This window comes from Mycobacterium sp. 050272 (assembly GCF_039023525.1).
GTDB lineage: Bacteria > Actinomycetota > Actinomycetes > Mycobacteriales > Mycobacteriaceae > Mycobacterium.
Map to the genome: position 1 here is coordinate 140,781 of NZ_JBCHKV010000007.1, position 12,540 is coordinate 153,320.

The window sequence follows — 12,540 nt, forward strand, 5'->3', positions numbered from 1 at the left end:
ATGTCGCCGCCCTGACCGCACACTCAACGCCGCAGCGGCACACTCGCCGCCGTCCCCGCACACGCGACGGCACCGGGGCCCTGAGCGGCTAGCCGGACTCCTCGTCGGACTCGCTGCCGAGTGTTTCCAGCACGACCTCGGCCACCCGCTTCATCGTGGTCCGCCGATCCATGGCGGCCCGCTGAATCCACTTGAACGCCTCGGGCTCGGTCATGCCCTGCTTGGACTGCAGCAGCCCCTTGGCGCGCTCGACGATCTTGCGTGTCTCCAGCCGATCCGACAGCGTCGCGACTTCGCGTTCCAGCTCGGTGATCTCGCCGAAGCGGCTGACGGCCAGCTCGATGGCCGGGATCAGGTCGCTGATCGTGAAGGGCTTCACCAGGTATGCCATCGCCCCGGCATCGCGCGCCCGTTCGACGAGGTCGCGCTGGCTGAACGCGGTCAGCACCACGATCGGCGCGATGCGTTTGCTGGCTATCTCGGACGCGGCGTCGATGCCGTCACGGCGCGGCATCTTCACATCCATGATCACGAGGTCGGGCTTATGGAGCTCGGCCAGCTCGACGGCTTCCTGGCCGTCACCGGCCTCGCCGACGATGTCGTAGCCCTCCTCTCGCAGCATCTCGGCCAAGTCCATACGGATCAGCGCTTCGTCTTCCGCGATCAGGACCCGGCGCCGCACAGCGGCGTCGGCGTCGGTCGTGGGGCCTGTCATGACGGACATTCTCTCGTGGATCGCGACAACCAGCGACATCGGGGGCGGTGAGAGCGGATGACGGCACCGATCCTCTATGGTGGGAGGCCGCAAAAGGTAAACACCACGTAGAGCCCTCGTATCCCAACTGGCAGAGGAAACGGATTCAAAACCCGTCCAGTGTGAGTTCGAATCTCACCGAGGGCACCACGCAGACCGGAGCCGGCGGCTCACCCCGTATCGTTCTTTTCTTTCACCTTCGCCCTCGGGAAGCGTCGGACAGCGCAAACGTCTGGTTAACACATGACTACCGCCTTGCTCCGACCGGCCGTATGCTTCCCGACATGGGGGCCGACCAGCTGAAAGTGTCTTCGGACCAGCGCCTAGAACGCGGAATTCACTGTGGAAGAAGACCTTTCGGTCACCGACAGGTACCACTACGCCGATCCGATGGAGCGGGCCGCCCGGCAAGCCGAGGCCGACGAGTGCCACAGTTATCCATCAGCGCGCCACCGCACTGCTGAATGCAGAAGCACAGGCGTCGGCACACCACCGCAATGATTCGGGGTAGATCGTAACCATGCTCAAGGATTGGTGGTTTGAGTACTGGTGGGTTGTAGCGTCGCTGGTATATGTCATTCTGCTAGCGATTACGGTCGTAGTTTTAAACCGCCGTGGGACAGCCGCGAGAACATGGCCCAAAATTTCGTTGGGAATCAACTGCGCGATAATTCTGCTAATTCCTTTAATGCACCGGCCCGGAAGCTACATCAGCGCGGCAGTCGTCGTGTTCAACCTTTTGCTCTTATTCCGGAGCTCCCTCAGACCTGAGTCATCGCCCGACCCGAGAATCGAAGGGCCACAGGGCCTTCGATTCGACCGACAGTGATGCCGGTCGTCATTTACAGGTAGTAAACCTCAACAGGTTACGGAGCGGGTTTCGGACATGCCCGCTGCGCTGGTGACAGGTAGCACCAAACCATAATGAAGAGTTGGCGGATTAAATATCGGCCAATTTTTCACCATCGTCATACTCCGTGATCATTGTGCTGATTCCGGCCATACGCCCGGCTGGCGAATATGTCCGGTCGACTCTATCGGCTCTCGCGATCGCGCTCGTTCACGGAGAAAACGCCAACAACCGATCACCCTCGCCAGAATCCTCCCGCGGAAATGCACGCACTCGCCGGGAGCGTGATCATCCGGTGTTCCCTCGGAACGGTGCCGGATTACCCGGATGACCGCGCTGAAGTAGACGCTGCGACTCAGCACGCGATGCCTACCGCTCGGCATGTTCGCGGGCGTGGCGGTGCTGCCGGCGGGCGATGCCGCGAGCTTGGCCTATTACTTCGCCGACTCAGACGGACCGCCTGATCGCGTTCGCGCAACGCCGCAATAACGCCGCCATCCCGAAAACAACACGGTTGGTTCGCGACACGTTTTCAGCGTGTTCAACAGACGTACAGTAAGCACGCTTTACCCCGTTCACTCAGAATGGAGTTCGTCGTGTCGCGTTTTAGCAAACTGTTCGTTGCCATCGTTATTGTGCTGACCCCGCTCACCACTTCGGGATGCGGAAGCTTCTGCATTCCCGGCGGATCCTGCATCAGCATTTAGGCTCGGCGCTATCCACCCCTGTCCGCAGGGGTGGATAGTCATTTCACGGGCCGCTAGTCGACAACTGAGACCGTTTGTACGCCAACATATTGGGTCATACCGCCGGTTACCGACGCCGACCTCAGTAATATTCGGGCGTGCCGTGACAAGCGGTGCCTTTTCGTGTGGGAGGTTGTGGCGTGGACCTGCGACGCGATCGCCAGGAACCGTTGGCGGACATCGTCATTGAATTGGACGACCCCACCGAATTGTTCGCCGTCGACCCGCGGGCTCTGCTATCCGGCGGGCACCGAATCGACAGCGGCATTGACGAACTCGTCGAATTACTACTGGCCCAAAAGAGGCATTCCCGTATCCAGCGCATCGTGCTCGACATCGCCGGAGAATGCTCGGAGCAAGAAGCCCAGAATCTGGTCGCGTCGGTCCGCCGCTACGGCGAGTTGTCCGTGCGTCGGGCCAACCGGCAGCATGACCTGATTTGGCGGCAGGGGATGCGGTCGCTGATCAGCGGCTCGGTGCTGTTCGTGGTCGGCATCGGGCTGTCGTACCTCTTCACCCGCCCGATGGTGGGTGAAGTCGCGAGCGAACTCCTCGGCAACGGCGTGTTCCTCGTGGTGGCCTGGGTCGGCCTGTGGTACCCGCTCGACGTGCTGTTCATCGCCCGGGAACAGGCCAAGCGCGAGGCCCGGGTATCGGCCACCATGGCGACCATGCCGGTCGTGGTCCAAACCCACGCCGGAGCGGTGCATGTCGCCCACCTGCCCGCGTTGCCGACGAAGCCGCCCAGTGGGCACCGATCGGGCCGCCTTCGTGACAAGCACATCCACTTGCGGGGCGCGCCGTCGACCGGGGCCCCCGGCCACAGTTAGCTCACCGCAGCGTTGGGGAATGTCCTGGCAAACGGTTACGCTCTTAACGTGGTGCCTAGGAAATGCGGGGCCCCGCCAAACTCCTCAGATGGCTCGGCGCGACCGGACTGCAAAGCGGCGGTGCGGGCCGAGAATCGCGCCCGCAAAGAGCACTACGCGGATAGCCACGACCGTCGCGCCCGGGTGCTCAACATCAACGCGATGATGGCGGTAGTCGTCAGCCTGCTCTTCGGGATCCTGGGCATCTGGGCCGGGACCTTTGCACAGCGAACCCAGGTGATCACTCTGATCGCCGCGATGATCTTCCTCACCGTCCCGTGGCTGCACCGTTTCGGGGAATTGGTTGCGCCGCTGACCTACATCGTCTCGGCGTATCTGGTCATCTTCGCTATCTGCTGGGAGGTCGGCACCGGCTCCGGCGTCCAGTACTACTACATCGCCAACGCGAGCCTGGTGGTGTTGCAGCTCGGCATCGAACGAATCGGATTGGCCGCCCTGCTGGCAGGCATCGGTGCGGGGCTGGTGATCACCCTGCAGTTCCTGGTCCCCCGCTCGACCGGGCTCGAGCAGCCCTGGGCCGAGCGGACGAGCTTTGTCATCACGACGGTCTCGGCCTGCACCATGGCGGTGGTGACGGTGTGGTTCGCGCTGCGCGACACCAAGCGCGCCGAAGCCGTCATGGAGTCGGAGTACGAACGATCGGAAGCCTTGTTGGCCAACATGTTGCCGGCCAGCGTCGCCAACCGGCTCAAAGAACCCGAGCGCGACGTGATCGCCGACCGATACGAAGAGGCCTCGGTGCTGTTCGCCGATATGGTCGGCTTCACCGAGCGCGCCAGCTCGACCGCGCCCTGCGACCTCGTCAAGTTCCTCGACCGCGTCTACGGCGCTTTCGACGAACTGGTGGACAAGCACGGGCTGGAGAAAATCAAAGTCAGCGGGGACTCCTACATGGTCGTGAGCGGAGTTCCGAGGCCCCGGCCCGACCACGTGCAAGCATTGGCCGACTTTGCCCTCGACATGGTCGCAACTGCCTCGGAAATCAAAGACGCGCAAGGACTTTCGGTGCCGCTACGAGTGGGCTTCGCTGCGGGCACTGTGGTCGCGGGCGTGGTGGGATCGCGACGCTTCTTCTACGACGTGTGGGGCGACGCGGTCAATGTCGCGGCCCGGATGGAAGCGACGGACTCGGTGGGACAGATTCAAGTGCCCGAGGACGTGTACGAGCGCCTGAAGGACGAGTTCGTGTTGCGCGAGCGCGGCCGCATCGAGGTCAAAGGTAAAGGCGTGATGCACACCTGGTACCTGATCGGCCGCAAGCCGGCCGCTACCGTACCCGGTGAAATGGCCGCCGAGGAACCGCGAACGACGCACGGCGCCACGGTCTAAAGCCCCTATTTTCGGCTGCGCGGTTGTGTCACAGTGAGGCTATGCAGCCCACTGAAGTTCCAACCATGTTGCCGCATCTGTGGAAATCCACGCTGGTATCGGGAATCCTGACGCTGATCCTCGGTGCCCTGGTGCTGGCGTGGCCGGGAATCTCGGTCCTGGCCGCCGCGATCGCCTTCGGTTTCTATCTGCTGATTACCGGTGTCGCGCAAGTCGTATTCGCTTTCAGCCTGCATGTTTCGGCGGGCAGTCGCATCCTGCTGTTCGTCAGTGGCGCGGCATCGTTGATCCTGGCCGTGCTGGCATTTCGCCACTTCGGCCAGGGATACGCGGTCCTGTTGCTGGCCATCTGGATTGGCATCGGATTCGTCTTCCGTGGGGTTGCCACAACGGTTTCCGCGATCAGCGACCCCACCCTCCCGGGACGCGGCTGGTCGATTTTCGTGGGCGCGATCACACTGATCGCCGGCGTTGTCGTGCTGGCCTCCCCGTTCGCATCGATCATCACCCTCGCGATCGTTGTCGGCATTTGGCTGGCCGTCATCGGCGTCTTCGAAGTGATCGCGTCGTTCGGAATCCGCAAGGCCTCCAAAGAACTCGGGAATGGCGTCAGAAGCGCCTAACTACTACACTGCGTCGTAGAACGTTGCAGTCACGGGAGATGACGGATGAATGTCGTCGACATTTCGCGGTGGCAGTTCGGTATCACCACCGTCTACCACTTCATCTTTGTGCCGCTCACGATCGGCCTGGCCCCATTGGTCGCCGTCATGCAGACCGTCTGGGTGGCCACCGGTAATACGGCCTGGTATCGCCTGACCAAGTTCTTCGGCAAGCTGCTCTTGATCAACTTCGCGATCGGGGTGGCGACCGGGATCGTGCAGGAGTTTCAGTTCGGCATGAACTGGAGCGAATACTCGCGATTCGTCGGCGACATCTTCGGCGCCCCACTCGCGATGGAAGGCTTGGCCGCCTTCTTCTTCGAATCCACCTTCTTGGGCTTGTGGATCTTCGGCTGGAGCAGGTTGCCGCGACTGGTGCACCTGGCCTGCATCTGGATCGTCGCGATCGCCGTCAACGTGTCCGCGTTCTTCATCATCTCGGCGAATTCGTTCATGCAGCATCCGGTGGGGGCGCACTACAACCCGGCGACCAAGCGCGCCGAGTTGGACAGCATCGGGGCGTTCCTCAGCAATAACACTGCCCGCGCGGCCTTTTCACACGCGGTCAACGGCTCGCTGCTAACCGCCGGCACCTTCGTCGCCGCGGTGAGCGCCTGGTGGCTGATCCGCGCACAAAAGTCGGGCAATGTGGATCTCGGCACCGTGTTTCGCCCGGCGGCGATCCTCGGGTGTTGGGTGGCACTGTTCGCCACCGTCGGGTTGTTCTTCACCGGCGACCAGCAGGGCAAGTTGATGTTCCAGCAGCAGCCGATGAAGATGGCGTCGGCGGAATCGTTGTGCAACACCGAAACCGATCCGGACTTCTCGATCTTGACCGTTGGCTCGCACAACAATTGCGACAGCATCACCCGCGTGATCCAGGTGCCCTACGTATTGCCGTTCCTCGCCGAGAGCAAATTCACCGGTGTGACACTGCAGGGCGTACGTAACATCCAGCAGGATTCTCAACGCAAGTTCGGGCCAAACGACTACCGGCCGAACCTATTCGTCACCTATTGGTCGTTTCGCATGATGATCGGCTTGATGGCGATTCCGGTGCTGTTCGCGCTGGCCACCTTATGGCTGACCCGTGGTGGCCGCACCCCGGCCCAGTCGTGGTACTCCTGGTTCGCGCTACTGACCATCCCCACGCCGTTCCTGGCCAACAGCGCCGGATGGGTGTTCACCGAAATGGGCCGCCGGCCATGGATTGTGGTGCCCAATCCGACCGGCGACCAGCAGGTCCGTCTGACGGTCGGCCAAGGCGTATCGGATCACCCGGCCGGCATGGTCGTCACCTCGTTGGTGATATTCACCCTTGTCTACGCGGTGCTTGCGGTCATCTGGTTCTGGCTGCTGAAGCGTTACGTCGCCGAGGGGCCGTTGGAACACGATGCGGAACCCGCACCGCCGAAAACACCCGGCGATGACGAAGTGGCCCCGCTGTCGTTCGCCTACTGACTGGGAAGGAGTTGACCAATGGCGCTGCAAGAGTTGTGGTTCGGCATCATCGCCGTACTGTTCCTGGGCTTCTTCATCCTGGAGGGCTTCGACTTCGGGGTGGGAATGCTGATGGAGCCGTTCGCTCGGGTAAGCAGCGGCGATCCGGAAGTCCACCGGCGCACGGCACTGAACACGATCGGCCCGGTGTGGGACGGCAACGAGGTCTGGTTGCTCACCGCCGGCGCCGGGATGTTCGCGGCGTTTCCCGGTTGGTACGCGACGGTGTTCTCCACGCTGTACCTTCCGTTGTTGGCAATCCTGTTCGGCATGATCGTGCGTGCCGTGGCGATCGAGTGGCGCGGCAAGGTCGACGACACAAAATGGCGTGCCCTGGCCGATTTCGGGATTGCGGCCGGGTCCTGGCTGCCCGCGGTGCTCTGGGGTGTGGCGTTCGCCATCCTGGTGCGCGGGCTACCGGTGGACGCCAACGGCCACGTCCAGCTCTCCATCGGCGACGTGCTCAACGCCTACACACTGCTGGGCGGGCTGGCCACCGCCGGGCTGTTTTTGTTCTACGGCGCGGTGTTCGTCGCGTTGAAGACGGCGGGCGCGATCCGCGACGACGCGCACCGATTCGCCAAGCAGCTGTCACTACCGGTCACGGGACTCGTTGGCGCCTTCGGACTTTGGACGCAGCTGGCGTACGGCAAGGACTGGACCTGGCTGGTGCTGGCGGTGGCGGTCGTCGCACAGCTTGCCGCAGTCGCGCTGGTGTGGCGCCGTAAGTCCGACGGCTGGGCGTTCGTCAGCACCGCACTGGTTGTTACGGCCGTGGTGATTCTGTTGTTCGGCGTGCTGTATCCCGATTTGGTGCCCTCCACGCTGAACAAGCAGTGGAGCCTGACGATCTACAACGCGTCGTCGACGCCCTACACCCTCAAGATCATGACCTGGGTGACCGCATTCTTCGCCCCGCTGACGGTCGCGTACCAGGCCTGGACGTATTGGGTTTTCCGGCAACGGATCTCGACTGACCGGATACCTGCGTCGATCGGGCTGGCAAGGCGTCCGTCCTGAGCACCCGCAACTCCCGGGCGCCCCTGGACCCGCGACTGTGGCGGGCATCGAGTGCGTTGCGTCGCTACCTGGCTGCCACGGTGAGCTGCGGAGTGGTGATCTCTGGCTGCGCGATCGGCTCGGCGATCGTGTTGGCCGGCATCGTCGCGACAGTCATCACCGATCCTTCTGCTCGTGGTCTGCGGGGCTGGCTGGGCCCGCTGTCGGTTCTGTTGGCGCTGTGGGTCGTTCGCACGGTGACGCAGTGGTTGCAGGCGCGCCTGGGCCAGCGCGGCGCCAGCGCGGTGATCGCCGATCTCAACGATCAGGTGTTGACGGCGGTCACCGCCCGGCAACCCCACGAACTCGACGCGCAGCGAGACGCGGCCGCGGTTGTGGTAACCCGGGGCCTGGACGGCTTACGTCCCTACTTCACCGGTTATGTGCCCACATTGCTGCTTGCCGCGATCCTGACTCCGGCGACCGTGGCCGTGATCGCGCTCTATGACCTGAAATCGACGGTGATCGTGGCGATCACGCTGCCGCTGATACCGATTTTCATGGTGTTGATCGGGCTCGCGACAGCGGAGCGATCAGCGGCCGCGCTGGCCGCCATGACCACGCTGCAGGGCCGGCTGCTGGACCTGATCGCGGGTATCCCGACGCTGCGAGCGTTAGGTCGCGCTTCGGGCCCCGAGTATCGAATCGCCGAACTCGCTGCGGCTCATCGCCGCTCCGCAATGGCGACGCTGCGCATCGCATTCCTGTCGGCGCTGGTGCTCGAACTGCTGGCCACCCTGGGCGTCGCGCTGATCGCGGTCGCCATCGGTCTGCGCCTGGTGGCCGGCGAGATGACCCTGACCACCGGATTGACCGTGCTGCTGCTGGCACCCGACGTTTACTGGCCGCTGCGCCGCATCGGCGTGGAATTCCACGCCGCTCAAGACGGCCGGACCGCGGCCGACGAGGCGTTCGCGCTGATCGGCGACCACCCCGCGGCCGCACAGCGCAACCGAACGGTCGTCGCGGGCGGCACAGAGATCCGGCTCGAGCAGCTCAGTGTCGCCGGCCGCGACGGCAATTCGCCGTGCGAGTTGACGGCGGTGATCCCGCCGGGCCGGGTGACGGTGCTCACCGGCCGCAACGGCGCCGGGAAGAGCACCACGCTGCAGGCGATCGCGGGGCTCACGGTGCCGTCATCCGGCCGGGTCACCGTCGACGGGGTCGACGTCGCGGAGTTGGAGCGCAGCGCGTGGTGGCGGCAACTGTCCTGGCTACCGCAGCGCCCGGTGCTGATCCCCGGCACGGTCCGCGATAACCTGGCCTTGTTCGGCGAGTTGCCACACCCCGAACATGCTTGTGCTGCAGCAGGATTCGATTCGGTGCTGGCCGAGCTGCCGGACGGGCTGGATACTGTGCTGGGACGCGACGGCGCCGGGCTGTCGCTGGGACAGCGCCAGCGGCTCGGCTTGGCCCGCGCGTTCGGTTCGCCGGCCCCGGTGCTGCTGCTCGATGAGCCCACCGCCCACTTGGACGCCGACACCGAGCAGCGGGTGCTGCGGGCCATTGTGCAGCGGGCCCGCGCAGGGTCGACCGTCGTAGTCGTCGGCCACCGGCAGCCCGTCGTGGCGATCGGTGACCATGTGGTCGAGGTGGTTTCGGACGGCAAGGTGCATTGTGCGCGAGTCTGATCCGCTCGTTGCGGCGTCGAGCCTGTTGCGGCCGCGGCTGCCCCGCATCCTGGCCGCCATCGCGTTGGGAGTGCTGTCGCTGGGCAGCGCGCTGGCCTTGGCCGGAGTCTCGGCGTGGCTCATCACGCGGGCCTGGCAGATGCCGCCCATCCTCGATTTGTCCGTCGCGGTCGTCGCGGTGCGCTTGTTGGCGATCTCGCGCGGCGTGCTGCACTACTGTGAGCGACTGGTCACTCACGACACCGCGCTGCGCGCGGCCGGCACCGCGCGATCGCAGATCTATCACCGGCTGACGCACGGGCCGGCGGCGGTGGCCGTCCGGCTGCACAGCGGTGAGCTGGTGGCACGCGTCGGGGCCGATGTCGACGAACTCTCCGACGTCCTGGTGCGCGCCCTGATCCCGATCGGCGTCGCATCGGTGTTGGCGGTGGCGGCAACGGTCGCGGTCGCGGTGATCTCACCGGCGGCCGGCACGGTGCTGGCAATCTGCCTCCTGATCGCCGGCGTGCTGGCTCCCCTGCTGGCGGGCAGGGCGGCCGCCACGCAGGAAGAGGTTGCCCGCCAATATCATTCCGAGCGCGACACGGCGGCGATGATCGCCCTCGAGCACGCGCCCGAGCTTCGCGTCGCCGGCGCCCTGCCGGGCGTCATCGCAGAATCGCATTGTCGCCAGCTCCGCTGGAGTGATGCGCTGGACGCGGCCGCCAGGCCGGCCGCCCTGGCCGAGGCCATGCCGACCGCCGCGGTCGCAGCCAGCGTGCTCGGCGCGGTCGTCGCCGGCATCGGGCTCGCACCCGCGGTCGCACCAACCACCTTGGCGGTGTTGATGTTGTTGCCGCTGTCCGCATTCGAGGCGATGACTCCCCTACCCGGAGCCGCTATTCAGTTGACGCGTTCACGGATCGCTGCGCGCCGTCTGCTCGACCTGGCGCCACCGGTCCACAAGGCCGAACCCGAATCCCCTGCTCCGAAACCAATACCACTCGGCACCGCGAGGTTAGCGGCCGACGTGCGATCCGGCCACACGCAGGCGTTGTCACACCGGGTGACCCTCGACCTCGAGCCGGGCGCGCGGTTGGCCGTCACTGGTGCCAGTGGCGCCGGGAAGACGACGCTGCTGATGACACTGGCTGGGCTGGTGCCGCCACTGCACGGCCACGCGATGTTGAACGGAACCGACGTGAGTCGATTCGACGAACACGAATTGCCCAGCGCAGTCTGCTTTTTCGCCGAGGACGCGCATGTCTTTGCCACCACCGTTCGAGACAACCTCTTGGTCGCCCGCGGCGACTGCGGCGACGACGAACTGGAGGCAGCACTGGGCGCGGTTGGCCTGGGTGACTGGCTGGCGAGTCTGCCCGAGGGGCTGTCGACGGTGCTGACCGGCGGCGCACACGCGGTGTCGGCGGGTCAGCGCAGGCGGCTGCTGCTGGCCCGGGCGATGCTGTCGCCGGCCCGCATTCTGTTGCTCGACGAGCCCACCGAACATCTCGACGCGGCCGACGCCGAGCAGATCCTGCTCGATCTGCTGGGCCCGTCGAACGGGCTGATGAGCAGTGAGCGGACGGTGGTGGTGGCCACTCATCACCTGCCCACGGCAGTGGACTGTCCCGAGCTGCACATCGGTTGAGGCCCGGTACTCAGAGATGGCGCCGGCGTGGCGTGAATTCCAGTGTCAGCAAGACGAATACCAGCGGCACCAGCTGTGTCAGTGATATCAGCGCATAACGCCGGGCATCCAGCGCGTGGAACTTGTGCACATACCGATACAACGACTCAAGAGCGATCAACGGGTCGAGCAGATGGATCAACCGGTAGAACACCTGCTGCACTCGGCCGCGATTCTTATCGTCGAAGATCTCTGGGAACGCGGCAAAGGAGAGCGAAACACGTTGTGCGCCAGCCTCTTTACCGGCCATGATCATGTCGGCGCTGAGGCGCTCGTCGATCCCGTTGGGTGCACCGCGGCGACGCCATGGCACGTCCATGGTGATGTCGCTGCCGCCCCCGGCCGTCGCGTATCGATGAAAGCCCTGCGCGCGCCCGTCGGCGTCCCTGGCGATGATCAGTTGTATCCCGGGGAATCGGCCCTCCAGCACGCCATCGAGGTTCATGTAGAACCCTCGGTCGGCATGCGCCCCGCTGGGCGATGCGCGCACCACGTCGATCAATTCGGCGCGCAACCGGTCGTCGAGTTCCTGCTCCGCAACGATTTCCGTGGTGATGCCGGCGTTGTGAGTGCGCTTCACCGCCTGACGCAAGTTGCGAAACTTGCGGCCGACCATGTCGAAACCGGCCACGTCGACGACGACGTCGCGACCGATCGGCACCGCTCGCAGCGATTGCTTGACCACCGCTCGGTCGCTCCACAGCGCGAGCCGGCGTTCGCTACACCCCACTACCGCGATGCGCCAGCCGTGGGCGTGACACATCGCGGCGAAATCGGCGATCAGTTCCGGGAATAGGGTCTCGTCGCCGATCGGGTCCCCACCCACTACCGCAAACCCCATCCGGGTCCGGTAGGCCAGCGCGGCGGTGCCGTCGGCGGTGAAGTGGTAGCTCTTGCCCGTTTGCATCGCAAACGGTGCCAGCGGGTCGTCGGTGGTGGCGTTGATCAAAGCCCAAGCCCGCGCTAGATTTTCGGGTTGCGGATGAGATGCGGTGGGCCACATCAACACCAGCCCCGAGGCGGCGATCAGCACGTCGCCAATCAGGTCGAACCCCAACACATGTGAGCCCAGGCCCGCCACCACGCACAGCGCGGCTACTGCCGCATGCATTGTCGTCACGGGGCGGCCCAGGAAAATGCCGCGGGCGATCAACGCCACCGCGGCCAGTACCGTCAACGACCAGCCCAGCCGATCGGAGTAATGCCATTGCGGCTGATAGCGGTGATGGGCGACGATCGCTACCAGCCAGCACCCGGCGCACAACAGGGCCAAGGCGCCGATACAGCGCGCTGCGAGCGAATCGACGTGCACCACAACACGTTCGCGCGCGCGCAGGGTGGGGAGAAGATCTGCTGACGAGCCGTTCATACTTCACCTCCCGATGGGCGTAGCGCTTGTCCCATCGAATACCCGGCTCATCCGAAGTTACGCTCGATTGCCGCCCCGCAG

9 protein-coding genes and 1 tRNA gene are annotated in these 12,540 nt (G+C 64.7%); 8 read left to right on the forward strand and 2 right to left on the reverse strand.

The window, feature by feature from the left end:
• Nucleotides 1–88: 88 nt before the first annotated feature.
• Nucleotides 89–715, reverse strand: coding sequence for an ANTAR domain-containing response regulator (locus AAHS21_RS16180; protein ID WP_342928622.1), 627 nt, complete (start codon nt 713–715; stop codon nt 89–91).
• Between the two features lie 112 nt (nt 716–827).
• On the opposite strand from AAHS21_RS16180, the gene AAHS21_RS16185 reads away from it, so the two are divergent.
• From AAHS21_RS16185 to cydC, 8 genes are all read left to right on the forward strand, one after another.
• Nucleotides 828–904, forward strand: a tRNA-Leu gene (locus AAHS21_RS16185).
• Between the two features lie 1,586 nt (nt 905–2,490).
• Complete coding sequence (locus AAHS21_RS16190) at nt 2,491–3,180, forward strand: hypothetical protein (protein WP_342928623.1); 690 nt, start codon at nt 2,491–2,493, stop codon at nt 3,178–3,180.
• Nucleotides 3,181–3,228: 48 nt separating this feature from the next.
• A complete protein-coding gene (locus AAHS21_RS16195) occupies nt 3,229–4,569 on the forward strand; it encodes an adenylate/guanylate cyclase domain-containing protein (protein WP_342928624.1) in 1,341 nt (446 codons plus the stop codon).
• 23 nt (nt 4,570–4,592) lie between these two features.
• Nucleotides 4,593–5,192, forward strand: a complete 600-nt coding sequence (locus AAHS21_RS16200; protein WP_342928625.1) for an HdeD family acid-resistance protein — start codon at nt 4,593–4,595, stop codon at nt 5,190–5,192.
• Nucleotides 5,193–5,237: 45 nt separating this feature from the next.
• Nucleotides 5,238–6,692, forward strand: a complete 1,455-nt coding sequence (locus tag AAHS21_RS16205) for a cytochrome ubiquinol oxidase subunit I (RefSeq protein ID WP_342928626.1) — start codon at nt 5,238–5,240, stop codon at nt 6,690–6,692.
• A gap of 18 nt (nt 6,693–6,710) precedes the next feature.
• Entirely contained in the window at nt 6,711–7,751 is a 1,041-nt protein-coding gene (cydB, locus tag AAHS21_RS16210; RefSeq protein ID WP_342928627.1) for a cytochrome d ubiquinol oxidase subunit II, read from the forward strand.
• A gap of 56 nt (nt 7,752–7,807) precedes the next feature.
• Nucleotides 7,808–9,421, forward strand: a complete 1,614-nt coding sequence (cydD, locus tag AAHS21_RS16215; RefSeq protein ID WP_342928628.1) for a thiol reductant ABC exporter subunit CydD — start codon at nt 7,808–7,810, stop codon at nt 9,419–9,421.
• Entirely contained in the window at nt 9,408–11,051 is a 1,644-nt protein-coding gene (cydC, locus tag AAHS21_RS16220; protein WP_342928629.1) for a thiol reductant ABC exporter subunit CydC, read from the forward strand. The genes cydD and cydC overlap by 14 nt, the downstream gene beginning before the upstream one ends.
• Nucleotides 11,052–11,061: 10 nt before the next feature.
• Here cydC and AAHS21_RS16225 read toward each other — a convergent pair whose 3' ends face one another.
• Nucleotides 11,062–12,459 (reverse strand): phosphatidylglycerol lysyltransferase domain-containing protein, encoded by a 1,398-nt coding sequence (locus tag AAHS21_RS16225; protein WP_342928630.1) that lies wholly within the window; start codon nt 12,457–12,459, stop codon nt 11,062–11,064.
• Nucleotides 12,460–12,540 lie beyond the last annotated feature (81 nt).